Here is a 24,966-nt window from a genome sequence, read left to right on the forward strand (position 1 = left end):
GCTTTGCTGCCTCGCCCAGCGGCGTCGTACGGTGGAGGGGTCCATCCCGAGCGGCCGAGAGATCTGGCTCTGTGACGCCGCAGCAACCCGGGAGGCTCGGTGTACGCCGGGCCCACGCAGGGTGCTACCGCCAGGATCGATGGGAGAGTCTCTATGAGCTTGTCCGCCGCTACCCTTGCACGGCCCGATGCCCCTGCCGACCCGCTGGCCCTGCGTGCCGCATTCGCCCAGTTCCCCCAGGGCGTGGTGGTGGTCGGCGCTGAGATCGACGGCGCCCCCGAGGGACTGGTGGCCTCCACCTTCACCGTCGGCGTCTCGCTGGACCCGCCGCTGGTGACCTTCGCCGTCCAGCACTCCTCCAAGACCTGGCCCCGGCTGCGCGAGAGCGCCACCCGCCTGGGGGTCTCGGTGCTGGGCGCTGATCAGCAGGGGCTCTGCCGGCAGATCGCTTCCAAGGATCGGGCGCAGCGGTTCACCGGGGTGGAGTACACCGCCGACGGCGGCGGGGCCTTGACCATTGCTCACTCTCCTCTGCAGCTGGGCACCTGCATCTACAGCCAATTCACCGCTGGGGATCACGATGTGGTGGTCTTGGAAGTTCTGGACCTGAACGTGGATGAGACCCGCACCGGTCTGGTCTTCCACCAGAGCGCGTTCAAACCGCTGCCGTGACCGCTGATGTGCACCGCTGGGCCGAGCCCCGGACTGAAGAGGAACGACTGCGCTTCTGGGAGCGCGCCGCCGAGTTGCTCAGCTGGGAGGCCCCCTGGCACACCACGCACACCTGGACTCCACCAGATCCCGAGACTCGCCGCGGCCCGGAGATCCGCTGGTTTGAGGGCGGGCGGCTCAATGCCGCAGTCAACTGTGTGGATCGGCACGTGGCCGCCGGACTCGGCGATCGCGTGGCCCTGCACTTTGAGGGGGAACCCGGTGACCGAGCCGATATCACCTACGAGCAGCTGCAGGACAGGGTGAACCAGGCCGCCAACGCCTTAGAAGCTTTGGGCCTCACCTCCGGAGACCGTGTGGTGATCTACCTGCCGGTGCTGGTGGAGACCATTGTGATCACCCTGGCCTGCGCGCGCATCGGGGCAGTCCACCAACTGGTCTTCGGCGGGTTCTCCGCTGAGGCGCTGCGCTTCCGGGTCCAGGACACCGGGACCAAACTGGTGGTCACCACCGATGGTCAGTACCGGCGGGGAAAGGCCGTGCCGGTGAAGGAGAACGTCGATACCGCAGTCGCCGGGCTCACCACCGATGCCGGCGGCACCGTCGAGCACGTGCTGGTGATCCGGCGGACCGGCTCTGAGATCCCGTGGACCGGCAGGGATCTCAACGGGGACGGCTTAGGCCGCGACCTGTGGTGGCATGAGGTGGTGGAGACCGCTTCCACCGAGCATGCCGCGGAGTTCTTCGACGCCGAGACCCCACTGTTCATCATGTACACCTCCGGGACCACCGGGAAGCCGAAGGGTCTGGTCCACACCACCGGCGGCTACCTCACCGGCGCCCTGTTCAGCTACCTGCGGCTCTTCGCCCACCCGGACCCTGAGCAGCGCAAGCAGGACGTGCACTGGTGCACCGCGGACCTGGCCTGGGTCACCGCGCACACCTATGAGATATACGGACCGCTGGCCGCCGGGGCCACCCAGGTGATCTACGAGGGCGTGCCCAATGTCCCACACCCGGGCCGCCACTTAGAGATCATCGCCCGCCATCGGGTGACCAGCTACTACACCGCCCCCACCCTGGTCCGCTCCCTGATGGGCTGGTTCCCTGACGGTGTGCCCGCCGACTATGACCTCAGCTCGGTCCGGTTGGCCGGCACCGTGGGCGAGGCGATCAACCCGGAGGCGGCCCGCTGGCTGCGCACTCAGATCGGCAGAGACCGCCACGATGAGCACGGCAGACCCGGCCTGCCCCTGGTGGATACCTGGTGGCAGTCCGAATCCGGCTCCACGGTGCTCTCCCCACGCCCGGAGTCCCCCGGGTTCAAACCCGGCAGCGTGGCACGTGAGCTGCCGGGCTGGCGGGCTGACGTCGTCGACGATCAGGGCCGCCCCACTTCCCCCGGTGTGCAGGGCAATGTGGTCATCACCCGCCCCGGTCCTTCGATGGCCCGGACAGTGTGGGGGAATCCGGAACGCTATTACAGCAGCTACTGGGAGAAGTACGCGCATGCTGAGAACGGCCGCGGCTGGTTCTTGGCCGGAGACGCCGGACAGTACGACCCCGAGGGGGACATCTGGATTCTGGGCCGGATCGATGATGCGATCAACATCTCCGGGCATCTGCTCTCCACCATCGAGATCGAATCCGCCCTGGTCAGCCACCCGGATGTAGTCGAGGCCGGGGTCGCCCCAGTCTATGACCCCACCACCGGGCATGCCGCGGCCGCATTCGTGGTGCTCACTGCTGCCGCCCGCGAGCGCATCCCACACCACAGCGCCGCCGAGTCTGATCTGATCAGCCGACTGCGGGCCCACGTGGGGCAGGTGATCGGTCCGGTGGCCAAACCGCGTACCGTCATCCCGGTCCCCGAGGTGCCCAAGACCAGGTCTGGGAAGATCATGCGCCGGCTGCTGACCCAGCTCCACGACGGTCAGCGCCTGGGCGACACCACGAGCCTGCAGAACGAACCCTGCGTGCCGAAGATCCAACAAATCTGTCAGACTCTAGGCACAGCACCTGTGAAGGAGAACGCACCACAATGACCACTGATCGGCAGTTCGGCTTCCGTACCCGGGCCCTGCACGCCGGGGCTATCCCGGATGCTACCTACGGCACCCGGGCGGTGCCGATCCACCAGTCCACCAGCTTCGTGTTTCAAGACACCGACGACGCCGCCAACCTCTTTGCCCTGCAGAAGTTCGGAAATATCTACTCCCGTATCGGCAACCCCACAGTGGCCGCCCTGGAGGAGCGGATCGCCTCCCTGGAGGGCGGCATCGGAGCAGTGGCCACCGCCTCCGGGATGAGCGCGGAGTTCCTGGTCTTCGCCGCCCTGTGCCAGCAGGGCGACCATATCGTGGCCAGCTCCAAGCTCTACGGCGGCACGGTCACCCAGCTGGATGTCTCACTGCGCCGGTTCGGCATCGAGACCACTTTTGTGAACTCAGACGAGGCCGCGGACTTCAAGGCAGCACTTCAGGAGAACACCAAACTGATCTTCACCGAGGTGGTCTCCAACCCAGCCAGCGATATCGTGGACCTCCCAGGTCTGGCTGAAGTGGCCCATGCGCACAGCATCCCGCTGGTGGTCGATTCCACTCTGACTACCCCGTTCCTGTTCCGTCCGCTGGAGCACGGGGCTGATATCGTGACCCATTCGGTGACCAAGTTCCTGGGCGGACACGGGACCACTCTGGGCGGCGTCGTGGTCGAATCGGGGAAGTTCCCCTGGGACAACGGCCGGTTCCCGCAGATGACCGAGCATGTGGAGTCCTACGGGGGGCTGTCCTGGTGGGGTAATTTTGCCGAGTACGGGTTCCTGACCAAGCTACGCGCTGAGCAGCTGCGCGACTTCGGGCCGAGCCTGACCCCGCAGGCGGCCTTCCAGCTGATCCAGGGCATTGAGACTCTGCCGCAACGGATGGTCGAGCATGTGACCAATGCGCAGAAGGTGGCGCAGTGGCTTGAGGCTGATCCGCGCGTGGACTATGTGAACTTTTCCGGACTGCCCAGCCACCGACACCATGCCCGGGCCAAGGAGCTTCTGCCCGAGGGAGTGAGCTCGGTGTTCAGCTTCGGGATCTCCGGCGGCCGGGAGAATGGGGTCCGGTTCATCGAGTCTCTGCAGCTGGCTAGCCATCTGGCCAATGTGGGCGATGCCCGCACCCTGATCCTGCACCCGGCCTCCACCACCCACCAGCAGCTGAATGCTGAGCAGCTGGTGGCCGCAGGCGTACCTGATGACCTGATCAGGATTTCTGTGGGCCTGGAAGATGTTGAAGACATCATCTGGGACCTGGACCAAGCCCTTGAGGAGGCAACCCGATGAGCACCGCGACACCCACCACCTCAGAACACCCCAATGGGCTCTGGGATGAGCCCGGCCCGGCCCGCCGGCTGCAGCTGCTGCGCTCCGCGGAGTCAGTGGCGATCATCGGGATGAGCGATAAGCCCTCCCGGGCCAGCTACTTTGTGGCCACCTATTTGAAGTCTGACTCCAGCTACCGGCAGTACTTTGTGAACCCCCGCCTGGTGGGCAAGACTGTGCTGGGCGAGCCTGGCTATGCCACGCTGAAGGATCTTCCGGAGGCCCCTGACATTGTGGTGGCCTTCCGCAAACCTGCCGATCTTCCTGACCTGGCCCGGGAGGCCGCTGAGGCGGGTGCGAAGACCCTGTGGGTGCAGCTGGGCATCCACTCGGAGGAGGCCATGCAGGTGGCCACCGATCTGGGGCTGAATGCAGTGCAGAACCGGTGCATCAAGATCGAGCACGGCCGCTTCCACGGCAATCTGCACCTGGGTGGCTTTGATACCGGCGTCATCTCCGCCAAGCGCCAGCTGCGGGACTCTACTTAGCATCCATCCCAGGGATTGCCCAGGAATCGTCTAGGTGAGACTCCGAAAAGTACCGTAAACCTGGTGACTGCCTTGGCTATGACTCAAAATTCAGGACGGATCAGGACCGACTCCATGACTTTCACCACCGTGCACCCCGCTACCCGCAGCCTCACCGCCCTGCTGGGCGTCGGAGCACTCACCTTCACCCTGGCAGCCTGCGGCGATGACGATGACCGCACCCCCGGCCAGCTCGGCCAGGAGCCTGAGACCCACGACGAAGAAGTCGACGCGCCCGCCGACGATCCTGAAGGGGACGACGACGAGGAGCCTGAGGACCAGGATGACCCCCTCGACCAAGAGGATGACGACGGCGCCCTGGATGATGACAGCGAAGACCCCTTTGACAATGACAACAGCAGCTACACCGGCGACTTTGCTGCCTGCGACCTGCTGAGCGAGGACGAGCTGGACGGGATCCTCGGCGGCGGATATGACATTGAGATCGAAGAGCTCGATTACAGTCAGACCCGCGACCAGTGCGAGTGGGAGTGGGAGCACCCCGATGACATGTGGGACTTCGGGTTCCTGAGCATCAGCCTGACCGGTCCTGACGACCGGGTCTCCAATGCTGATGTCTATGAAGGCATCCTGGAGACTGAGGAGAGCCTGGGCGAGGTCCAGGAGCTGGCTGGGATCGGTGATGCCGCCTTCTACCGTACCGACGGCTACTCCATGGAGATCCTCTTCGATGACCATCTGATTGCGGTCAACGGCGCTGGTGTGCACGGTGAGAACGACTGGCAGGACATCGCCGAGGAGGTCGCCGAGGTCATCAACGCCAACCTCTGAGCACATTTCGCCCTAGCGGCGGCGCGGGCCTCCACTGCCTGGATGACGATCCAAGCACCCCCGGTGTCCATGCCCGCTGGATCATTGCTGAAAAGTGGCTGGAAGGTTGCCCGAGGTCTGTGGGGCGTCAGGAGATCAGGTCACGGACCTGGATCACCTGGTCACGCCCCGGACCCACCCCGATCGCTGAGAACGGCGCACCGGACATCTCCTCCAGGGCCAGCACATAGGCTCTGGCGTTCTCCGGAAGGGACTCCAGGCTTCGGCAGCCGGTGATGTCCTCCTCCCAGCCGGCGAAGGTCTCATACACGGGCTCAGCGTGGTGGAAATCGGTCTGAGTCATCGGCATCTGGCTGTGCAGCGTGCCGTCCACGTCATAGCCCACGCATACCGGGATCTCTTCAATGCCGGTGAGCACGTCCAACTTGGTGAGGAAGTAGTCGGTGAACCCGTTGATCCGGGCGGCATAGCGGGCCATCACGGCGTCGTACCAGCCGCAGCGTCGCGGCCTGCCGGTGTTGACCCCGAACTCCCCGCCGGTCTTCTGCAGGTATTCGCCCCATTTGTCCTCGAGCTCAGTGGGGAACGGGCCGGCCCCCACGCGGGTGGTGTAGGCCTTGACGATCCCGATGGAGCGGGTGATCCGGGTCGGGCCGATGCCTGATCCCACCGAGGCTCCGCCGGCGGTGGGGTTTGAGGATGTTACAAAAGGGTAGGTGCCGTGGTCCACATCCAGGTAGGTGGCCTGGCCGCCTTCCATGAGCACAACCTTGTCCTGGTCCAGGGCGTCGTTGAGCAGGATGGTGGAGTCCACCACCATGGGCCGCAACCGGTCCACATAGGACAGGAAATACTCGGCGATCTCATCGACCGTGATGTGCCGCCGGTTGTAGAGCTTGACCAGCAGCTCGTTCTTCTGCCGCAGCGCGCCTTCAATCTTCTGCCGCAGGATGGATTCGTCAAAGATGTCCTGGACCCGGATGCCCAGCCGGGCCACCTTGTCCATATAGGTAGGCCCGATCCCACGCCCGGTGGTGCCGATGGCCCGCTTGCCCAAGAACCGCTCGGTCACCTTGTCCATGGTCTGGTGGTAGGGGGCCACCAAATGGGCGTTGGCGCTGACCCGCAGCCGAGAGGTATCAGCCCCACGGGCCTGAAGTCCGTCGATCTCCTCGAACAGGGCCTCTAGGTTGACCACCACGCCGTTGCCGATCACCGGCACCGCATTGGGTGAGAGGATGCCGGCCGGCAACAGCTTCAGCTCGAACTTCTCACCGCCCACCACCACAGTGTGCCCGGCGTTATTGCCGCCGTTGGGCTTGACCACGTAGTCCACTCGGGAGCCGAGCAGGTCGGTGGCTTTGCCCTTGCCCTCGTCGCCCCACTGGGCGCCGACAATCACAATGGCTGGCATATGGTGTCCTCTCACGCGGTCAAAGGCCGGCTCTGAGTCTATCAACGCGGAAGTCCAGCCAGCGTTGAGGCTCCCTGGCTAGGGTGAACAGTGAACATGGATACGCAGCTCAGGTAGTAAGGAGTACATGATGGCACTGCGCAGCATTCCGCGCATCGCTCTGCGCCACGCGCCCAAAGTTCTAGCCCCCAAGGCTTATGCAGGCTACTACGCCGTCTCCCGCGGAGCGCGCATCGCCCGCCGCGTGGTCGGCCCGGGGCGGGGCCGCCGATGAACCTCAGCGGAGCGCGCACTGTCACCGATTTCGAATCTTCCATCAACGCAGTCCGGGCGGTCTCCGGGTTCCTGAAGGGCACCGGCCACCCGGCCATGGGCACCGGGCCCAGCTCCTCCCTGCTGGCCAAGGCCGCAGCTCTGCCCCCGCGCGGGGTGCGGGAGAAGCTCTACGAGCTCGCCGGGCGCAGTGAGGCCCTCCCGGAGCGGAAAGTGCCCCAGATTGACGTGGATGCCATTGACCGCTGGGTGGTCAAAGAGTACGACCGCGCCAGCTCACCTCATCAGACCTACCCGGCAGTGATGGTGGGGGCGGTCTCCGGTGCGGCGTTCTTTCTGGCCACCGCACTGGGGGTGCCGTTCCTGCCGCAGACTACCTTGGTCTCGGTGCGCGACGGCACCACTCATCCTGATGACATCGCCGGGGCGATGCGCCGCTGGGCGCCGGCAGCCCGGCAGATCGCGGCCAATAATCCCCGGGTCAATGTCTACCATATGCACGATCCGGCCCAGGACCGGCCGATGATGGCTCAGGCCGCGTTCTTCCGGCTCAAGCGAAAGTCTCTGGGCCCGGTCTACGCCCAGTTCCTGCGCGAGCGCCTGGACCCCGGCGGAGTCATCATCACACTGGACAGCACACGCACCTGGCGCTCCACCCAGACCGGGGAACGCAGTCTGTTCCAGTTCGGCTGCCTGGGCGGCATCCCTGAGGAGGAGTACAGCACCGGCAGTGAGCGGATCACCGAGTTCTTAGCCGACCAGGGTTCGGAGTACACCAGCTGGCAGCCCCCCGAGCCCACTGACCGCACTCCGGACGGAGAATGGGGCTTTGATCCGCAGCTCGGTGCTGCTGTGGACCAGCTGACAGCTGAGGCGGGGTGGCGGCGTCGTACCCTGCACCAGAATGAGCCGCAGGACAGCTCAGCGTTCATCGCCGAGCTCTACCGCCACTGGTACCGGCAGCTGGGGTGGCAGGACAGCCGCTTGCTGGCCCAGACCTATAATCACCTGGACCCCTGGTACACCCTGACCACCGGCTCGGTGCCGTTCTGGAACAGGTTCCACATGCGGCCCAGCTTCGAGGTGCTCTCCGAGTACCTATCCGCCGCGGATGCCTATGACGAGGTGCTGATCAGCCTGTTCTCGCACGGACTGGACTCCCCCGGCCTGGTGGAGGTACCCGAATGGGACGAGCTGGCGCGCGCTTCAGCCACAGACCGGGGCGAGGTGATCGGTGTGGACAAGCAGGCCTATCCCGCCGATACCGGAGCCGCCTTCCGCTACCAGGAGGCCTTCAAGGACCTGGGCCCGCACCGAGAGCTTCCCGAGCCGCTGACTGTGGAGGAAATGGACGCGTTTGCGCAGAGCTATGGGACTGCCTACGACGACGCCGGCTCACTTCCCGAACACACTGACGACGTCACTGGCAAGGGCATCAGGAACCCGATCGCTTGGGTGCAGCCTTGAACAACTACACGGCCTTTTCTTAAGTACACCGGGTTATAAGGCGGTGTAGACAAGAAAACGCCGTGTAGTTATGCGGAGTTGGGAGGCGGTGGGGTTGAGCTGAGCAGATCCGGCACCCACCCCGGTGCGGCTTTAGCCTAGGCGGCCGCCGCTGGCTTCGAGGTAGCAAGCCGCGCAGAGGGACTGGTACCAGACGTCGGTGCCGTCGATGGCCACCTGGTCTCCGTCAAAGATGATCTTCTCACCCTGCCGCCGCGTGTTGAACACAGCTTTGCGCCCGCAGTGACAGATGGTCTTCAGCTCCTCCAGGGAGTGAGCTAAGTCCATCAGTCGCGCTGAGCCGGGGAAAGCTCTGGTGCGGAAATCAGTACGGATGCCGTAGGCCAGCACGGGCACATCGTCCAGCACGGCGATGCGCAGCAGATCATCCACCTGATCCGGGGTGAGGAACTGTGCCTCGTCGATCAGCAGGCAGGATACGGGTTTGACCTGGACTGGTGCGGGGGCGGCGTCGTCGCTTTCCAGGTCCTCCAACAGGGTGCCTTCCGGGTCAGCGGCAGCCTGGCGGTGGAAGAGCTCGCGCAATGCGGCCTGGGGCGGGATGAGGAAGTCCGCACTGCGGATCATCCCGAGCCGGGAGACGATCTGGTCATCACCTTTGGTATCCACGGCGGGCTTGCCCAGCAGCACACGCTGGTTCCGTTCCTCGTAGTTGAAGGCGGCTTGGAGCAGTCCGGTGGACTTGCCGGAGTTCATCGCCCCGTAGCGGAAGTAGAGCTTGGCCACGTCTGAGTTGTGTTCAGCCTCGCAGGGCGCGGATCTGCTCGGCGGCGGTGGGATCAGAGTCGTTGAGGAGCTTGCCGATGCGGTCCACCTCATTGACCTCGCCGATGGCGGCGGCGGCCTGGCCCAGTGCGGCCAGGGCGCGCAGGAAGCCGCGGTTAGGCTCGTGGCTCCACGGGACCGGGCCCTGCCCGCGCCAGCCGTTGGCACGCAGGGTGTCCAGGCCGCGGTGATAGCCCACCCGGGCGTAGGCGTAACCCTCTACGGTGTAGCCGGCGTCCAGGGCTTCCTCGGCCAGCAACGCCCACACCAGAGATGAGGTGGGGTGTTTGGCAGCCAGGTCCACCGGCTCCTCGCCGGCAGCCAGGGACTCAGTGACCTCCGGCTCAGCCGGCAGCAGGGTCGGATCAGGCTCCATGAGATTACGTCCAACTACGCTCATGGGGACATCCTATGCTCTGCCGTGCCATCAACAGGTTTTAATCCCGTCACTGTCGTTCGGTGGCCGCAAATGACGACGTTCCTGGGCAGATTTCTGCCGATTTATGGTCATTCGTGACCACCGAACAGCAAAAGACTGCCCGTGGCTCATCGCGCGCTGGCCTCAGCCGGGCGTTGGGGGCTCGGATCGGGCATCGCCGGGACTTACACGGGACTTACACCGGTACGGCGGCTACCTTCGGGTCGGAGTCATCCTTCCTGCGTTTCTTCTGCTTGACGGTCTTGCCGTGGATGACCCGGTGCCGGACGAATCCTGAGATCTGGTCCACCACAATGGTGATCGCGATGATCACGAACAGGGTGATGCCGATGGCCTCCCAGTCGTAGGGGCGCTGGCCGAACAGGCCGTTGGGCGGGCTGATCAGCCGGCCGATACCGCCGGCGCCCAGGGCACCCAGGATGGCTGAGGCGCGGATGTTGACCTCGAAGCGGTAGAGCCAGATGGCAAGCACCTCGGGCAGCACCTGCGGCAGCACGGCCCAGCGGATCATCTGAGTGTGGGTGGCCCCTGAGGCCCGTGAGGCTTCCAGAGGGCCGGGGTCCACGCCCTCGATGGCCTCGGAGATCAGCTTGGAGAGGGTGCCGATAGAACTGATGCCCAGGGCGAAGGCGCCAGCCATCGCGCCGCCCATTTGGGCCGGTCCCACACCCAGCAGCGGGATGAAGATAGCCACAGCGAAGACGATCTCCGGCACCGCGCGGATCACTGAGAGGATGAACCGCATGGGGAGGTAGATGGCCAGCGGCGTCATGTTGCGAGCCGCAAGGATGCCGCAGGGCAGTGAGAAGAGCGCACCCACGATGGTGCCGATCCAGGCGATGGCCACCGACTCCAGCATGGCATCGAAGGCGTTCGACCAGTCCCCTCTGGCCTCTTCATCCGGGATCTGGGCCACGCCGGCGATCATCTGCACGGTGTAATCCCACATCCGGGCTGGCATCTCCAGGAGGGCACTGAGCGACATGCCGGTGCCGGCCGCGGAGCCGACGAACAGCACCCCGACGAAGATCAGGGCCATGTTGTACCAGAACTTCGACGGCTTGACCGGACGCATATCCAGCCGGTCCGGGGCATAGCCGGTCCGGCCTGAGTCCAGGCGCTGCTGGGCCTCGGCCCGCTGCCTGGCGGTGCCCAGGTAGGCCAGGCCGTAGACGGCCACGGCCACGACGACCACGGTCGCGGCGACGGCCAGGCCCCACATCATCCGGCGGAAGACCTCGGAAGCCTCGGCTACCGAGGTATAGGTCATCAGGAAGGCCAGGGCGGCAACCAGCACTGAGCCGACGACGCCGGCGGAGATCTTGTACCCATAGCTCACAGCAGCTTCCTCCGGATCCACATGGAGAGCAGGTCGACCAGCAGCACCACCAGCACCAGGGCCCAGAGGATGGCGCCGACGTTCTCGTAGCCCTGAGACATCCGGCCGATCTGGCGGGAGAGCTCGCCGCCGATGCCGGCCACGCCGACCACACCGAGCGCGGCGGAGGCCCGGATATTGAGTTCGAAGACGTAGAGGCTGTAGGAGACGAAGCTGGGCATCACTGCCGGCAGCACGGCAACGCGGTCACGCTGCAAGAGGTTGGCGCCTGTGGCATCGGCGGCCTCCAACGGGCCGGGGTTCACAGCGTCAATGGACTCGCCGAGCAGCTTGGCCACAATCCCGATGTTGAACATGATCAGTGCCAGCACTGCGGCCAGGGCGCCCAGACCGTAGGCGGTACCGCCGATGAAGGCGGCGAAGAGCAGCGCCCAGCCGACGTCAGGAATGGAGCGGACCACCGAGTTGACGGCCTTCACCGTCTGACTGGTGGCTTTGTTGAAGCTGGAGACTGGCGAGGCCAGCATGGCCAGCAGCAGGCCGATGAAGCAGCCGATAATCGTGGCTACCACGGCCATGCACAGGGTGATCAGCCATTCGCCCCAGATCGGCCGGGAGGTGCCGGCCACGTTACTGAACAGCAGGTAGCTCCAGTCGGGGTTGAAGTAGCCGATGAGCTGGTCACGGGTGTTGCCTCCGGTCAGCCGGGAGGGCACGTCAATGATCCGGTCGATGAAGTAGATATTGGAGCCGGCCCAGTAGCTGAAGACCACCACGCTCAGGGCTCCGAAGGCGGCCATAGGGCTGGTGCGGGTGAACCAGCAGAGGGCCAGCACGGCAAGCATGGTGAGGAACCCGATGAGCGGCCACTGAGGTGCCCACAGGGTGATGAAGCCCAGCGGCAGGAAGAGCACGGAGGTGTCTTCGCGGGTCCACCAGAAGAAAGCGAAGGCAGCCATGGCGATGACCACCAGGCCCAGGTAGTTGGCCAGCGGCGGCTTGGGCGGCTCCGGACGTTTGACTGCGCTTGCAGCGGAGGGGCGTTCAGCCACAGCAGTCACGTCAGGAGTTCCCGTCAGGCTCGCCGGCAGCGACTGCTTCCGCCTCCGCTTCTGCCGGGATGTCCTCCAGGCTGACCGGCACGTTGACGGTGGCGATGTCCTCGGCGGTCAGTGAGCGCTGATAGACATCCTCGATCACTGCGTCGATGGCCTCTCCGGTGGGGCCGTCGAAGACCACTTTGCCGGCGCGCATGCCGATGATCCGATCGGCGTAGTCGCGGGCAAGGTCTAAGTGGTGCATGTTCACGATGCAGGTGATGCCCAAATCCTGCTGAATCCGGCGCAGGTCACCGAGGACTTTCCGAGCGGTGGGCGGGTCCAGCGAGGCCACCGGCTCATCGGCCAGGATGACCTCCGGGTCCTGGGCGAGCACGCGGGCGATGGCCACACGCTGCTGCTGGCCGCCGGAGAGCGCGGAGGCCCGGTTGTAGGCCTTGTCCACAATCCCGACCCGCTCCAGGGACTGGAAGGCGACCTCTTTGTCCTCGGCCCCGTACCAGCCGATCAGGGACCGCCAGGTGGAGGTGAAGGCTGAGCGGCCGATGAGCACATTGTTGAGAACGCTGATGCGCCCGACATTGTTGAACTGCTGGAAGATCATGCCGACTCGTGCGCGCAGCTTCCGCAGCTTGGACTTGTTCCTGGGGTCCACCACGGTCTCGCCCACGGTCAGCGTGCCGCCGGTGTAGGGGACCAGTCCGTTGACTGCGCGGATCAGGGTGGACTTGCCGGCCCCGGAGAGCCCAATGATGGCCACGAACTCGCCCTTGGTGATATTCAGGTTGATATTGTCCAGACCCTTGAAACCGTTGGGGTAGACCACATCGACGTTCTCGAAAGTAATCATGTCAGGAGAATCCTTGGACGGGGGCGCGGCCCCGGGCTGGAGCAGTCCGGGGCCGCGCCGTCAGTCAATCAGTCGACAATCAGCCAGTGATCACTGGTCGTCGCCGAAGTCGTTGTAGACCTGGCGGGCCAGATCCAGGGCCTCCTGGTCGGCCAGTGCCAGACCGTTGATCTCGTAGACGTCGTAGAGCGGGTCGCCCTCGTCCAAGTCACCGGACTCGGAGAAGCTCAGCCATGCCTCGGTCAGGATATCCAGCTCTTCGTCGGTGAACTCTCCGGAGGCCACGATGCCGTCGTTCGGGATCGGTCCGGCCCAGGCGAAGACCACCAGCTCCTCACCCACGTCGGGGTTCTCCTCAACGATGTTGCCGCGGGCGTCGTCGAAGGAGGTGCCGATGGTGAACTCACCGTTGTAGACCGCTTCAACAGCCTGGTCATGGCCACCGGCGAACTGCGGGTCGACCTCCACGCCGAGCTCGTTGAGCTGGGTCTGCGGGAAGTAGAAGCCGGAGGCAGAGCCCTCCTGCACATAGGCCACCGCGGTGCCGTCCTCGATCAGCTCCAGTGCGTCCTCACCCATCGGGCCGTATTCGGCGAGCTCACCGGCCTCCTCATCGTAGATGCCGTTGCAGAAGGAGAAGCCCTCCTCATCCTGCACCACGTCGTCTAGGCAGTAGGTGTCGGGATCGTTGGTGAACCACTGGGTGACGTACTGCTCAGAGCCGAAACGGATGGACTGCAGGATCGGGGTGCCGCCTGCCTCGTCCTCAGCCTGGATCATGCCGACCGGGCCGGACATCAGCAGCTGCACGTCGCCAGACTGCATGCCCTGGATCACGCCCAGATAGCTGTCGGCGAAGAAGATGTCCACCTCGAAGCCGCCCAGGGACTCGGAGAGCTGCTCGGCCAGAGACTCGGCGTTCTCCTCCTCAGCCTCAGTGGCGGAGTCGGTGGCCGGAACCAAGCCGATGGTGATGGAGTCGACAGAGGTGATCTCGCCAGCAGCGGTATCCTCATCGTCCTCGTCTTCATCACCGTCATCGGTGGTCTCGGTGTCATCGACCTCAGAGGTGTCGTCGTCATCCTCGTCATCGCCGGTGACATCTTCCTCATCACCGGCGCAGGCGGCCAGGGTCAAGGTCAGAACAGATGCCAGCGCGAATGCTGACTTGGTGTTCATGCGCATGTGGGAACTTCCTTCGAGCTCATCAAGATGTAGGTGCGGTTGCTGATCGGAGACTGGTTGGCCCCCGCCCAACAGTCCCGCAGGTCGGAAAACCCGCGAGTCTGGGACTTACTCTAAGCGGCCTGCGAACCCGGTCACAACCTGAGACCACCCAATTCGGCAAGCTGTCACCTATTGTTAACGTTTGGCCCCAGACGGACGTTAACTAAACTGCTTCCAGCCTGACCAGCGGCGGATCAAAGGAGCTGCTTCGGCAAAACTGCCCACCCGGTGAGCGGGTTCCCCCAGGCCGGTGTCGAACCGGTCGATCAGGATGGTGCTCCCACCGCGGGCGCGCACATGGGCCAGGTCGTTGGCCCAGATATCGCCCACTGAGAGGACGTTCTCCTCCGGCACTGGCTCCGGACTGGCTGCGCGTGCTTGTTCCACCGCCGCAGGCATCCCGAAGGGCTTCTGTGCGGAGTTGAGCACCGCATCGAAGCTGTCCTGCAGGCCCAGTGCCTCAAGCCAGGCGGCAAACCCCTCCGCTGGTGCATTGGTGATAAGTACGCCGCTGATGGACTTCTCTGCCCTTAACTCGGCAAGCAGCTCTGCGGCGCCTTCTGGGGCGTGCAGGTCCGTGTTCTGCAGGCCCCGGCCCACCAGCTGACGTCGCGCCGCCCGGAACGCGGTACCGGCCTCCTCATTGCTCAGTCCAGCTTGGACGGCCAGCAGTTGCACCAGCTGGTACCCGTCCTGCAGCGGCCAGGAGTTGGGGTGGGCTTTCGCAGTGCTGGTCCCGGCGGCGGGCACAGGTCCCGTTCGCTCCCCGACATGACCCGCACCGACGTCAGACGTTGGCACGGGTCCCTGACCGGCCGCGTTGCCGCGGTCTTCGCGCCTCAAAGTCGCCACATCGCTACGCTCGTGACTCAGGGCAGTGGGCAGCCCCTCGTCGCCATACTCAATGTCCGGAACCAGGAGGGTGTCCCGGGCGAAGGCATCCGCCACGATCTCTGCCACCGGGCGCGGCAGGTTCTCGGGCAGCCCCTTCAGGCCCAGGGCTTCGTCCACAGTACGGGCATACTCCAGCACCGGGTCATCACCCAGGCACAGCGTGCCGTCAAAGTCCAGCAACACAAGTTTGCTTGGCATTTTCCTCATTCCCCCTCAAACACAACGCACCCAGAACTTTTCACAAGCTGACCAGAATCGGCCGTAGATGAAAAGAACCGGGTGCGTTGAAGTGCGGATCGGAGAGGAGCCCGAGCCCGCGGCGTCGTATGTTTACTTGATCGACTTACCGGCCGAGCCCAACTGCTGGGCTGCCTCCACTACGCGGGCGGCCATATTCTCCTCGGCGGCCTTGCCCCAGACGCGCGGGTCGTAGGTCTTCTTATTGCCCACCTCGCCGTCCACCTTGAGCACGCCGTCATAGTTGGTGAGCATGTGGCCGGCCACCGGACGGGTGAAGGCGTACTGGGTGTCAGTATCGATGTTCATCTTGATCACCCCGTAGCTGACGGCATCGGCGATCTCCTGCTCGGTGGAGCCAGAGCCGCCGTGGAACACCAGGTCGAAGGGGCTGTCCTTGCCGTATTTGGCGCCAGCCTGCTCCTGGATGTCTTTGAGTATCTCCGGGCGCAGCTTCACGTTGCCGGGCTTGTAGACTCCGTGCACATTGCCGAAGGTCAGGGCGGTGATGTAGCGGCCGTTCTCGCCCAGTCCGAGGGCCTCGATGGTGGCCACGGCGTCCTCCACGGTGGTGTAGAGCTTCTCATTGATCTCGTTCTCCACACCGTCCTCCTCGCCGCCTACAGTGCCGATCTCGACCTCCAGAATCTGCTTGGCCGCGGCAGAGCGGGGCAGCAGCTCGGCGGCGATCCGCAGGTTCTCCTCCAAGGTCTCAGCGGAGCCGTCCCACATGTGTGAGTTGAAGATGGGGTCGCGGCCGGCCTTAACCTCGGCCTCAGAGGCCTCCAGCAGCGGCAGCACAAATCCGTCCAGCTTGTCCTTGGGGCAGTGGTCGGTGTGCAGGGCGATGTTCACGCCGTAGTTCTTGGCGACCTCCTTGGCGAAGGCGGCGAAGCCCAGGGAGCCGGCCACCATGTCCTTGACGAAGGGTCCGGACCAATAGGCGGCACCGCCGGTGGAGACCTGGATGATGCCGTCGGACTCAGCGTCGGCGAAGCCTTTGACGGCCGCGTTGAGCGTCTGTGAGCTGGTGACGTTCACCGCGGGGAATGCGTAGCCGCCGGACTTGGCGGCGTCGATCATCTCGTTGTACTTCTCTGGTGTTGCGATGGCCACGCTGTGCTCCTTTGTGGTGGGGTACGGTGGGCAGCGTCGTTGATGCCCGCGCTGAGGCCGGTGAGGCCTGCGCGCTCTGTGACCATACTAACGACGACGCCGCTCACTTTCAGCCACTCAGCAGCAGCATAGATGCGATTGACCCAATCGATGTTGCAGAATTGCTTGCTTTCCGGGGCGGAATGCAACATCGACTGGGTATTTCCACTTCACCTGGCTGCATGCGGGTCAGCCCGGCCCGGCTACCAGGCTGCCGGGGCGTCCTGGAGGCGGGAGTCCTCCAGGTGGGGCACCACCATCACCGGGCCCTCGGCGTTGTAGAGCACGCTGCGGGAGACCGAGCCCAGCAGGGCGCTAGCCACCCCGCCGCGGCCGCGAGTGCCGACCACGGTGAGCTGGGCCTCCCGGCTGGCGGAGGTCAGCACGGTGATAGCTTCACCGAGCTCAACGCTACGGATGATCTCCAGGTCCGGGAAGTGCCGGGAGACCCATTCGGCCTCGGCCTCCAGAGTGCCGCTGAGTTCGCGTTGACGGACCTCGCTGACCTCAGCGCCGCGTGGGGCAAGTTCCGGGTACCACATCAGGGCCCCGTCCAGAGGCGGAAGCGAGACAATCATCCGCAGCGGGGCTTGGCGGTCCTGGGCGGCCTGGGCCGCCTGCAGCACTGCGATCCGAGAATCCGGGGAGCCGTCTGTTCCCACTGTCACCGGCTGGTCAGAGACTGCGGGAGCGAACCGTTCCGGGCCCTCCGCCTCAGGCAATGGGTAGTGGCGGGGCACCACCACGGTGGGCGCTTTGGCATGGGCGGGCAGGGCGGTGGCCACCGAGCCGAGCACCCGGCCGATGAACCCGCCGCGGCCGCGGGCGCCGACCACCACCAGTTCTGCGGAGGCGGAGAGATCCACCAGCACTCCGGAGGCATCGCCGTGCTCAGCCCGGTAGGTGACCTCACCGGGGTATCCGGATAGGTAGTCCCGGGCGCTGTCGAGGGTCTTCTCGGCCATCTGGCGCTTGACGTCCTCCTGAGAGATGTCGGGGACTCCTACAGTATTTGCGTAGAGACCCACGGGAAGGGTGAAGGCGGTGACCACGGTGAGCTTGGTGCCACGCCGCTGGGCGGCCCGGGCCGCATAGTGCAGGGCTCGGGTGGCCTGCTCGGAGCCGTCGAAGCCGACCACGACGCCGAGATCGCGCTCAGCAGGGTCGAAGGGGATGGTGTTTCCGGTGGGAGCTGGGGTGTGAACGCCGTTGTTCATGACTGCCCTTATCCGGGGGTCTTTCACCTATGGGGCTGACGAGTGCGGCGACCCCCTTTGTGATTGAGTGATTCCGTCCTCGTCGGTTTCAGTATACCCCTTTTCTACAACGTGTAGAAAAAAGTTTTGCGATTTTCTCCCCCTCCCCATCGGTTCAGAAGAGCGTGAGCAAGCTCAGCTCTGCACTGGCTTCAATTCGATCGCAGAAGTTACGCTGGGCGAGCTGCGGGGTTCACCCGGAGATACCTGAGTGCTCAAGGATCAGTCGGGCCGCTGGCTGCGGACTCTTGATGACGGCCTCATGGCCGCAACCCGGGATCTCCTCCATCCGCCCGGCGGGGATGAGCCCGGTGATCTCCTCGATCCAGGGTCGTGGGCAGACCCGGTCCCGGTCTCCGCGCAGCACCAGCACATCGGCCCGAATCTGCGGACAGGTCTCCTCCAGTCGGTGGGCGAGCATATGGCGCATCTTGGACAGGAACCAGCCTAGCCCCGCTTTGGCGTACTGCCAGCTGCCCAGCAGGAGCACCTTGGGGCTCTCCCCGGCCAGGTCCTGGACCATGCGCAGCCCCTGCCGGAAAACCGTACGCTCGGCCCGGTTCACGGAGGGGGCGATCAGCACCCCGCAGCTGCTGACCTCCGGATGCCTGGCCAGAGCCTCCGCCACCACCTGGCCGCCCATGGAATGCCCCACAAGCACCGGGTCCACCAGCTTCTTCAGGCGGATAAACTCGGCCAGGAAGTCCCCGGTCTGCGCCATCGGCAGCGGGGACTCCGGCCTCGGAGACTCCCCGAAGCCCGGCAGGTCCACCGCGTAGACCGTGCCATGCCGGGCCAACTCCGCGGCGAGCTCCGTGTAGATCTTCCGGCCCATGCCAATGCCATGGACCAGGACAAAGGCCCGCTCACCGGGCCCCTCCAGCCGGTCGTAGACCATCTGCCGGCCTTCATGCTCAAAGAATCCGGTCTTCTCCTGCACCATCTGACCACGATAGCGCCAAGCCGTCGCCGAGCACTATGCCGACTCCCAGCGGTAGCGCCTCAGGTTCACCCGGTGCCCCTCGGCCAGCACTCCTTCGGCCCGCAACCGCTCAAGCTGCTCAGCGCGCAGGTGCGGGGCCGGGACGCCGTTCGCACGGATGATCCTGTGCCAGGGAAGGTCGCCGCCGTCCTCGCGCAGCACCCGACCCACCAGCCGAGGGGTAGGCAGATCGGCCAACGCCGCGATATCCCCGTAGGTGGCCACTCTGCCCGCCGGCACCGAAGCGATGACCTCCCGCACCCGCTCATGGGTCTGCTCATCCACGGCTCCCTCACCCCTTGAGGCGGCGCATGGTCTGGTGGGAGAGCAGCCGGCTGACTGCCGGCAGCTGGGAGAGGGTCCGGATGGCCAGGATCTCATAAGCCTCCCCATCGGCCACCTGCACCCGGAGGAAGTAGTCGGGCTGGCCGAACATCCTGCGCACCTCAGTCACCTCCGGCACCTGCACCACTGCGGACTCGAAGTCCTCAATGGTCACACTGTTGTTCACCGCAATATCGATGGCCACGATCACCTCAAAGCCCCGTCCTGCAGCTTTGGGGTTCAGCTCCGCATGATACCCCTCGATCACGCCTTCGCGCTCCAGTCGCTGCACCCGGCGCAGGCCCACGCGCCTGGCCAGCTCCGTGTTGCTCAGCCGAGCATCCTCAGTGAGTTCAGCAATGATCGCGCGGTCCAGAGCATCAACCCTAAAATCATTGCGCATATGTGGCTCCAGACTATGTGTTTCGACAATATTTTTCTGACATATTTTCACTAATATTGCGCTGTGAGCAAGACCACCCGCCGCACTGCCTCATCCAGGGCCTCCCAGCGATTCACTCCGGCTGTGAAGATGGGTGCCTCGGTCTCTGCTGCTGTGGCGCTCTTCGGCATCTCCTTCGGCGCACTCGCAGTGGCGGCAGGTCTCAGCGTATGGCAGACCGTGGCGCTGAGCGCCCTGATGTTCACCGGAGGCTCCCAGTTCGCCTTCATCGGGGTGCTCGCCTCCGGCGGGGCACCCGCGGCCGCCACCGCTGGTGCCACCCTGCTGAGCGTGCGCAACAGCATCTACGCCGTGCAGCTGAAGGCGCTGCTGAACCCCACCGGAGTCAAGAAGTATGTCGCCGCCCAGGTGACCATCGATGAGTCCATGGCGGTGTCCACCGCCCAGCAGGACCCTGATGAGCAGCACCGGGGGTTCTGGGTCACCGGAATCGGGGTGTACCTCGGATGGAACCTCGCCACGCTCATCGGTGCAGTGCTCGGCGACTTCATCGCTGAGCCCGAGGCTCTCGGTCTGGACGGGGCCGTGGTGGCAGCCTTTCTCGGCCTGCTCTGGCCCCGGCTGCGCGGCAGAGAGCCCTGGGCTCTGGCTGTGGTCGCCGCCCTGGTGACGGTGCTCACCACCCCGGCAGTCCCGGCCGGCATCCCGATCCTGATCGCCGCAGCGGTGGCTGTGGTCTGGTCTCTGGCCTCCCAGAAGCCTAAGCAGAGCAAGAATCCGGAGGTGAGCCGGTCATGAGCCTCTGGGGCTGGGTGCTGCTGGCCTGTGCTGCGGCCTATGCCACCAAGATCATCGGCTATCTGGTGCCTGCCAGTTGGCTGAGCCACCCGCTGGTCCCGCGGATCTCCGCAGCGCTGACCGTGGCGCTGCTGGCCGCCCTGGTGGCGATGAACACCTTCTCGGGCGAGGGCGGCGTCAGTTTCGACGCCAGGCTCGGCGCCCTCACCGCGGCAGCCGTGGCCCTGCTGCTGCGGGCCCCGTTCATCGTGGTGGTGATCGCCGGTGCGGCCGCAGCCGCCGGTCTCAGGCTGCTGGGCGTTCCCTGAGTCGCCGAGCGCCCCTCAGGTTCAATGCCCCCTGCTCTCCGCGGCGTGCTGGCGGATCCAGGCGTGCATGGCGATCCCGGCGGCCACTCCGGCGTTGATGCTGCGGGTGGAGCCGAACTGCGCGATCGACAGGGTCGCCTCAGCGGCCTGCCTGATCTCCTCGCTCAACCCTGGACCCTCCTGCCCGAAGACCAGCACACAGTTCTGCGGCAGGTCATAGGTCTCCAAGGGGACTGAGTCTGGAAACAGGTCCACACCGAGTACGACGACGCCCACCTCACCCGCCCAGCCCACGAACTCCTCAACAGTGGGGTGGTGGCGGATGTGCTGGTACTTATCGGTCACCATGGCGCCGCGGCGGTTCCACCGCTTCTTGCCGATGATGTGCACCTCTTGGGCCAGGAACGCGTTGGCAGTGCGCACCACGGTGCCGATGTTGAAGTCGTGCTGCCAATTCTCGATCGCCACATGGAAGCTGTGCCGCTTCGCGTCCAGGTCAGCGACAATCGCCTCGTGCCTCCAGTAGCGGTAGGTGTCCACCACATTGCGGCGGTCCCCGTGAGCCAGCAGCTCGGGGTCGTAGTGCTCGGCCTCGGGCCAGGGCCCCTGCCACGGCCCGAGGCCGATCTCACGATCACTGCCCCAGACTTCAGTCGCTTCCGCCGGCTCATTCTCCACCCGACCAGCCTACTGGCCGGTGAGTGCGGGCAGGTGAGGTGGCGGCGTCGTGCGCTGTTTCATGTCCGTAATGCGGACCGGGGTAATGTTGACCCAGCTCACCACAATGGGGTGGTGGGCGTTGAAGAGACCTCGGAGGGCATTGACTGATGTTTTCGAAGATTCTGGTGGCCAATCGCGGTGAGATCGCGATCCGGGCCCTGCGCGCCGGCGTGGAGCTGGGTGCGCGCACTGTTGCTGTGTACCCGCATGAGGACCGCAACTCCTTGCACCGGCAGAAGGCTGATGAGTCTTACCGGATCGGCGAGGAGGGGCATCCGGTCCGCGCCTATCTCGATATCGCTGAAATCATCCGGGTGGCCCAGCATGCCGGGGCTGAGGCGATCTACCCCGGCTACGGGTTCCTCTCGGAGAATCCGGCCCTGGCCCGGGCCGCGGAAGAGGCCGGTATCGCCTTTGTGGGCCCGCCGGCTGATGTGTTGGAGTCCACCGGGGACAAGGTCAAGGCGTTGCGCGCTGCCAGGGCGGCCGGGATCCCGGTGCTGGAGAGCTCCGAGCCCTCTCAGGATGTGGCGGAGCTCGCTGCTGAGGCAGAGCGGATCGGGTTCCCGGTGTTCGTCAAAGCTGTGGCCGGAGGTGGCGGTCGCGGGATGCGCCGTGTGCAGCGGCGTGAGGACCTCCGCGGTGCGCTGAAGGCGGCGATGAACGAGGCCGATACCGCCTTCGGCAACCCCACGGTGTTCATTGAGCAGGCAGTGCTCCGTCCCCGGCACATTGAAGTGCAGATCCTCGCCGACGCGCAGGGCAATGTGGTGCACCTGTTTGAGCGTGACTGCTCCCTGCAGCGCCGCCATCAGAAGGTGGTGGAGATCGCCCCGGCCCCCAATCTGGACGAAGCGGTCCGTCAGGCCCTGCACGCCGATGCGGTGGCTTTCGCCAAAGCGATGAGCTACCGCAATGCCGGGACCGTGGAGTTCCTGTTGGAGACCGCTGGCGAGCGCGCCGGCCAGCATGTGTTCATCGAGATGAACCCCAGGATCCAGGTGGAGCACACCGTGACTGAGGAGATCACTGATGTGGATCTGGTGGCCTCCCAGATGCGGATCGCCGCCGGGGCCACTCTGGATGAGCTGGGCATCGCCCAGGATGGGCTGCGGGTGCGCGGGGCGGCCATGCAGTGCCGGATTACTACTGAGGACCCGGCCAATGACTTCCGGCCTGATGTGGGCACTATCACCGCCTACCGCTCCGCCGGCGGCTCGGGGATCCGACTGGATGGCGGCACCGCCTACACCGGCGCGGAGATCAGCCCGCACTTCGACTCGATGCTGGTCAAGCTGACCTGCCGGGGCCGGGACTACCTCACCGCGGTGACCCGGGCCCGCCGTGCGCTGGCTGAGTTCCGCATCCGCGGGGTGGCCACCAATATTCCGTTCCTGCTCAATGTGCTGGGCTCTGAGGAGTTTTTGGCCGGCGACGTCGCCACCGACTTCATCGATAAGCACCCTGAGCTGGCCACCGCCAACCGGTCCCAGGACCGTGGCTCAAAAGCTCTGCAGTATCTGGCTGATGTCACCGTCAATCAGCCGCATGGGCCCCGGGTTCAGGGCATCGACCCGCGCGATAAGCTGCCCAAGTTCCCCGGGGACAAGCGCGACGAGCCGGACCGCTCCCCCTTTGACGGGCCTTCGGAGCAGCCTAAGCCCCCGGGCTGGCGGGACCTGCTGGTTGCAGAAGGGCCGGAGGTCTTTGCCAGGAAGTTGCGTGAGACCAAGGCTCTGGCGGTCACTGACACCACGTTCCGGGATGCCCACCAGTCACTGCTGGCCACCCGGGTGCGCACTCGTGATCTGCTGGCCGCCGCACCGGCAGTGGCGCATGTGACCCCTGGCCTGTTCTCCGCTGAGGTGTGGGGCGGGGCCACCTATGATGTGGCCCTGCGGTTCCTCTCCGAGGATCCCTGGGATCGGCTGGCCTGGCTGCGCGCTGAGATGCCGAACATCCCGCTGCAGATGCTGCTGCGCGGGCGTAACACGGTGGGTTACACCCCTTACCCGCTGAAGGTCACCCAGGCCTTCGTGGAGGAGGCAGCGATCACCGGGGTGGATATCTTCCGGATCTTTGACGCGCTCAACGACGCCGACCAGGTCATCCCGGCCATTGAGGCGGTCCGGGCCACCGGCACCGCTGTGGCCGAGGCCGCGCTGTGCTACACCGGCAACCTCACCGATCCGGCTGAGGATCTCTATACCCTGGATTACTACCTTGACCTGGCCCAGCGGTTCGTGGATGCCGGGGCACATATCCTGGCGATCAAGGATATGGCCGGGCTGCTGCGTCCGGCCGCTGCTAAAACCCTGGTCAGCGCGCTGCGCGAGCGTTTCGAGCTGCCGGTGCACCTGCACACCCATGACACTGCCGGAGGTCAGCTGGCCACCCTGCTGGCTGCCGCCGAGGCCGGGGTTGATGCGGTGGATGTGGCCACCGCCTCGATGGCTTCGACCACCTCCCAGCCGCCAGCCTCAGCCCTGGTGGCCGCCCTGGAGAACACCGAACGGGACACCGGGCTGGGCCTGGAGGCGGTAGCCTCCCTGGAACCGTACTGGGAGATTGTGCGCGGCATCTACGCCCCCTTCGAGTCCGGGCTGCCCGGCCCCACCGGCCGGGTCTACCGGCACGAGATTCCCGGCGGTCAGCTCTCCAACCTGCGCCAGCAGGCCATCGCCCTGGGGCTGGGCGAACGGTTCGAGCAGATCGAGGACATGTACTACGCCGCTGACAAGATGCTCGGCAGGCTGGTCAAGGTCACCCCGTCCTCCAAGGTGGTGGGAGACCTCGCCCTGCAGCTGGTGGGTGCTGGTGCTGATCCGGAGGAGTTCGAGGCCAATCCGCAGAGCTTCGACCTGCCCGACTCGGTGATCCAGTTTCTGGCCGGCCAGCTGGGTGACCCGCCCGGCGGCTGGCCTGAGCCCTTCCGCACCAAAGCCCTGGAAGGCCGCAGCATCAAACCGGTGGCCGAGGATCTCTCAGCGGACGATGCCGCGGCGCTGGACTCCGACTCCACCACCCGGCGGGCCGCCCTGAACCGGCTGCTCTTCCCCAGCCCCACCAAGGACTTCGAGGCCGCCCGTCAGATGTACGGGGACATTCATGTGCTGCACACCCGCGACTATCTCTACGGCATGACCCCCGGGTATGAGCATGTGATCTCCCTGGGCAAGGGGGTGCGGCTGCTGGTGACCCTGCAGACCATCTCAGAGCCGGACGAGAAGGGCATGCGCACGGTGATGTGCACGCTTAACGGCCAGGCCCGCCAGGTGATGGCCCGCGATGAGTCCGTGGAGTCCAAGGTGGCCGCTGCGGAGAAGGCTGACCCCGCCGACCCCAGCCATGTGGCTGCCCCCTTCGCCGGGGCGGTCTCGGTACAGGTGGCCGTCGGCGAGACGGTGGAGGCCGGGCAGAGCGTGGCCAGCATCGAGGCGATGAAGATGGAGTCCTCGATCACCGCACCCAGGGCGGGCACGGTGGCCCGGCTGGCCGTCAACGGTGTCCAGCCGGTGGAGGGCGGGGATCTCATTCTGGTTCTGGAGTAGGGCGCCGTCGGTGTCACAGCCCGCACCCGAGCCCTCGATCGCCTCAGGATGCTCTGCACCGTGCAGGTCTCCGTTCGGCTCAATC

The 24,966-nt window shown here is 65.4% G+C and carries 24 protein-coding genes and 1 riboswitch; of the genes, 10 read left to right on the top strand and 14 right to left on the bottom strand.

The genetic code is table 11. From position 1 onward, the window contains the following. The first annotated feature begins 38 nt into the window (after window positions 1–38). Window positions 39–146, top strand: a riboswitch (SAM riboswitch). Between the two features lie 7 nt (window positions 147–153). The 5 genes from F0311_RS05905 (at window position 154) to F0311_RS17950 (ending at window position 5,361) form a co-directional block, all read left to right on the top strand. Beyond that, window positions 154–672 (top strand): flavin reductase family protein, encoded by a 519-nt coding sequence (locus tag F0311_RS05905; RefSeq protein ID WP_150461006.1) that lies wholly within the window; start codon window positions 154–156, stop codon window positions 670–672. Then, window positions 669–2,717, top strand: coding sequence for an acetate--CoA ligase (locus F0311_RS05910; RefSeq protein WP_150461007.1), 2,049 nt, complete (start codon window positions 669–671; stop codon window positions 2,715–2,717). Before F0311_RS05905 ends, F0311_RS05910 begins: the two co-directional genes overlap by 4 nt. Then, window positions 2,714–4,003, top strand: coding sequence for an O-acetylhomoserine aminocarboxypropyltransferase/cysteine synthase family protein (locus F0311_RS05915; protein ID WP_150461008.1), 1,290 nt, complete (start codon window positions 2,714–2,716; stop codon window positions 4,001–4,003). The genes F0311_RS05910 and F0311_RS05915 overlap by 4 nt, the downstream gene beginning before the upstream one ends. Beyond that, the gene (locus F0311_RS05920) at window positions 4,000–4,530 is read left to right on the top strand and encodes a CoA-binding protein (RefSeq protein ID WP_150461009.1); all 531 of its coding nucleotides are present in this window, start codon (window positions 4,000–4,002) and stop codon (window positions 4,528–4,530) included. Before F0311_RS05915 ends, F0311_RS05920 begins: the two co-directional genes overlap by 4 nt. 114 nt (window positions 4,531–4,644) lie before the next feature. Then, a complete protein-coding gene (locus F0311_RS17950; RefSeq protein ID WP_191089763.1) occupies window positions 4,645–5,361 on the top strand; it encodes a hypothetical protein in 717 nt (238 codons plus the stop codon). 127 nt (window positions 5,362–5,488) lie between these two features. Here the strand turns inward: F0311_RS17950 and F0311_RS05935 are convergent, their stop codons facing one another. After that, window positions 5,489–6,775, bottom strand: a complete 1,287-nt coding sequence (locus F0311_RS05935) for an adenylosuccinate synthase (protein ID WP_150461011.1) — start codon at window positions 6,773–6,775, stop codon at window positions 5,489–5,491. Between the two features lie 130 nt (window positions 6,776–6,905). Between F0311_RS05935 and F0311_RS17955 the strand changes: the two genes are divergently transcribed. Next, window positions 6,906–7,049 carry a hypothetical protein gene (locus tag F0311_RS17955; protein WP_191089764.1) on the top strand — a complete coding sequence of 48 codons (144 nt, stop codon included), beginning with the start codon at window positions 6,906–6,908 and terminating at the stop codon, window positions 7,047–7,049. Further along, window positions 7,046–8,515, top strand: a complete 1,470-nt coding sequence (locus tag F0311_RS05940; protein ID WP_150461012.1) for a hypothetical protein — start codon at window positions 7,046–7,048, stop codon at window positions 8,513–8,515. The genes F0311_RS17955 and F0311_RS05940 overlap by 4 nt, the downstream gene beginning before the upstream one ends. A gap of 132 nt (window positions 8,516–8,647) precedes the next feature. On the opposite strand, the gene F0311_RS05945 is transcribed toward F0311_RS05940, so the two are convergent. The 12 genes from F0311_RS05945 to F0311_RS06000 form a co-directional block, all read right to left on the bottom strand. Further along, a complete protein-coding gene (locus F0311_RS05945) occupies window positions 8,648–9,301 on the bottom strand; it encodes a thymidine kinase (protein ID WP_150461013.1) in 654 nt (217 codons plus the stop codon). A 13-nt stretch (window positions 9,302–9,314) separates the two neighbouring features. Continuing rightward, complete coding sequence (locus F0311_RS05950) at window positions 9,315–9,740, bottom strand: DUF3151 domain-containing protein (protein ID WP_150461014.1); 426 nt, start codon at window positions 9,738–9,740, stop codon at window positions 9,315–9,317. A 214-nt stretch (window positions 9,741–9,954) separates the two neighbouring features. After that, window positions 9,955–11,118 carry a phosphonate ABC transporter, permease protein PhnE gene (gene phnE / locus F0311_RS05955; protein WP_223881160.1) on the bottom strand — a complete coding sequence of 388 codons (1,164 nt, stop codon included), beginning with the start codon at window positions 11,116–11,118 and terminating at the stop codon, window positions 9,955–9,957. Then, window positions 11,115–12,179, bottom strand: a complete 1,065-nt coding sequence (locus tag F0311_RS05960) for a PhnE/PtxC family ABC transporter permease (protein WP_150461015.1) — start codon at window positions 12,177–12,179, stop codon at window positions 11,115–11,117. The genes phnE and F0311_RS05960 overlap by 4 nt, the downstream gene beginning before the upstream one ends. Window position 12,180: 1 nt before the next feature. After that, complete coding sequence (gene phnC, locus F0311_RS05965; protein WP_150461016.1) at window positions 12,181–13,026, bottom strand: phosphonate ABC transporter ATP-binding protein; 846 nt, start codon at window positions 13,024–13,026, stop codon at window positions 12,181–12,183. A 90-nt stretch (window positions 13,027–13,116) separates the two neighbouring features. Further along, window positions 13,117–14,211, bottom strand: coding sequence for a phosphate/phosphite/phosphonate ABC transporter substrate-binding protein (locus F0311_RS05970; RefSeq protein ID WP_150461017.1), 1,095 nt, complete (start codon window positions 14,209–14,211; stop codon window positions 13,117–13,119). Between the two features lie 201 nt (window positions 14,212–14,412). Beyond that, window positions 14,413–15,345, bottom strand: coding sequence for an HAD family hydrolase (locus F0311_RS05975; RefSeq protein WP_191089765.1), 933 nt, complete (start codon window positions 15,343–15,345; stop codon window positions 14,413–14,415). Window positions 15,346–15,477: 132 nt separating this feature from the next. Next, the gene (gene fbaA / locus F0311_RS05980) at window positions 15,478–16,500 is read right to left on the bottom strand and encodes a class II fructose-bisphosphate aldolase (protein WP_150461019.1); all 1,023 of its coding nucleotides are present in this window, start codon (window positions 16,498–16,500) and stop codon (window positions 15,478–15,480) included. Window positions 16,501–16,742: 242 nt separating this feature from the next. Then, complete coding sequence (locus F0311_RS05985) at window positions 16,743–17,756, bottom strand: universal stress protein (protein ID WP_150461020.1); 1,014 nt, start codon at window positions 17,754–17,756, stop codon at window positions 16,743–16,745. A gap of 232 nt (window positions 17,757–17,988) precedes the next feature. After that, entirely contained in the window at window positions 17,989–18,738 is a 750-nt protein-coding gene (locus F0311_RS05990) for an alpha/beta fold hydrolase (RefSeq protein WP_150461021.1), read from the bottom strand. 33 nt (window positions 18,739–18,771) lie between these two features. Beyond that, window positions 18,772–19,062, bottom strand: coding sequence for an MGMT family protein (locus F0311_RS05995; protein WP_150461022.1), 291 nt, complete (start codon window positions 19,060–19,062; stop codon window positions 18,772–18,774). Window positions 19,063–19,069: 7 nt separating this feature from the next. Continuing rightward, window positions 19,070–19,504: an Lrp/AsnC family transcriptional regulator gene (locus F0311_RS06000; protein WP_150461023.1), complete on the bottom strand. Its 435-nt coding sequence runs from the start codon at window positions 19,502–19,504 to the stop codon at window positions 19,070–19,072. A gap of 63 nt (window positions 19,505–19,567) precedes the next feature. Between F0311_RS06000 and F0311_RS06005 the strand changes: the two genes are divergently transcribed. Together F0311_RS06005 and F0311_RS06010 are read left to right on the top strand one after the other, a co-directional pair. Continuing rightward, window positions 19,568–20,302, top strand: a complete 735-nt coding sequence (locus F0311_RS06005; protein ID WP_396897422.1) for an AzlC family ABC transporter permease — start codon at window positions 19,568–19,570, stop codon at window positions 20,300–20,302. After that, on the top strand, window positions 20,299–20,610 hold the full coding sequence (locus F0311_RS06010) for an AzlD domain-containing protein (RefSeq protein ID WP_150461024.1): 312 nt from the start codon (window positions 20,299–20,301) through the stop codon (window positions 20,608–20,610). The genes F0311_RS06005 and F0311_RS06010 overlap by 4 nt, the downstream gene beginning before the upstream one ends. A gap of 21 nt (window positions 20,611–20,631) precedes the next feature. On the opposite strand, the gene F0311_RS06015 is transcribed toward F0311_RS06010, so the two are convergent. Continuing rightward, window positions 20,632–21,288, bottom strand: a complete 657-nt coding sequence (locus F0311_RS06015) for a TrmH family RNA methyltransferase (protein ID WP_150461025.1) — start codon at window positions 21,286–21,288, stop codon at window positions 20,632–20,634. A gap of 149 nt (window positions 21,289–21,437) precedes the next feature. On the opposite strand from F0311_RS06015, the gene F0311_RS06020 reads away from it, so the two are divergent. Beyond that, on the top strand, window positions 21,438–24,881 hold the full coding sequence (locus tag F0311_RS06020) for a pyruvate carboxylase (RefSeq protein ID WP_150461026.1): 3,444 nt from the start codon (window positions 21,438–21,440) through the stop codon (window positions 24,879–24,881). Window positions 24,882–24,966: the final 85 nt, after the last annotated feature.

The sequence above is a fragment of the Nesterenkonia ebinurensis genome (assembly GCF_008711175.1).
Lineage (GTDB): Bacteria > Actinomycetota > Actinomycetes > Actinomycetales > Micrococcaceae > Nesterenkonia > Nesterenkonia ebinurensis.

Bases quoted from the DNA above. Each gene is read 5' to 3' on its own strand.
- F0311_RS05905 (WP_150461006.1), top strand. From the start codon at position 154: ATGAGCTTGTCCGCCGCTACCCTTGCACGGCCCGATGCCCCTGCCGAC.
- F0311_RS05915 (WP_150461008.1), top strand. From the start codon at position 2,714: ATGACCACTGATCGGCAGTTCGGCTTCCGTACCCGGGCCCTGCACGCC.
- F0311_RS05920 (WP_150461009.1), top strand. From the start codon at position 4,000: ATGAGCACCGCGACACCCACCACCTCAGAACACCCCAATGGGCTCTGG.
- F0311_RS17950 (WP_191089763.1), top strand. From the start codon at position 4,645: ATGACTTTCACCACCGTGCACCCCGCTACCCGCAGCCTCACCGCCCTG.
- F0311_RS05935 (WP_150461011.1), bottom strand. From the start codon at position 6,775: ATGCCAGCCATTGTGATTGTCGGCGCCCAGTGGGGCGACGAGGGCAAG.
- F0311_RS17955 (WP_191089764.1), top strand. From the start codon at position 6,906: ATGGCACTGCGCAGCATTCCGCGCATCGCTCTGCGCCACGCGCCCAAA.
- F0311_RS05940 (WP_150461012.1), top strand. From the start codon at position 7,046: ATGAACCTCAGCGGAGCGCGCACTGTCACCGATTTCGAATCTTCCATC.
- F0311_RS05950 (WP_150461014.1), bottom strand. From the start codon at position 9,740: ATGAGCGTAGTTGGACGTAATCTCATGGAGCCTGATCCGACCCTGCTG.
- phnC (WP_150461016.1), bottom strand. From the start codon at position 13,026: ATGATTACTTTCGAGAACGTCGATGTGGTCTACCCCAACGGTTTCAAG.
- F0311_RS05970 (WP_150461017.1), bottom strand. From the start codon at position 14,211: ATGCGCATGAACACCAAGTCAGCATTCGCGCTGGCATCTGTTCTGACC.
- F0311_RS05975 (WP_191089765.1), bottom strand. From the start codon at position 15,345: ATGCCAAGCAAACTTGTGTTGCTGGACTTTGACGGCACGCTGTGCCTG.
- F0311_RS05985 (WP_150461020.1), bottom strand. From the start codon at position 17,756: ATGAACAACGGCGTTCACACCCCAGCTCCCACCGGAAACACCATCCCC.
- F0311_RS05990 (WP_150461021.1), bottom strand. From the start codon at position 18,738: ATGGTGCAGGAGAAGACCGGATTCTTTGAGCATGAAGGCCGGCAGATG.
- F0311_RS06000 (WP_150461023.1), bottom strand. From the start codon at position 19,504: ATGCGCAATGATTTTAGGGTTGATGCTCTGGACCGCGCGATCATTGCT.
- F0311_RS06010 (WP_150461024.1), top strand. From the start codon at position 20,299: ATGAGCCTCTGGGGCTGGGTGCTGCTGGCCTGTGCTGCGGCCTATGCC.
- F0311_RS06020 (WP_150461026.1), top strand. From the start codon at position 21,438: ATGTTTTCGAAGATTCTGGTGGCCAATCGCGGTGAGATCGCGATCCGG.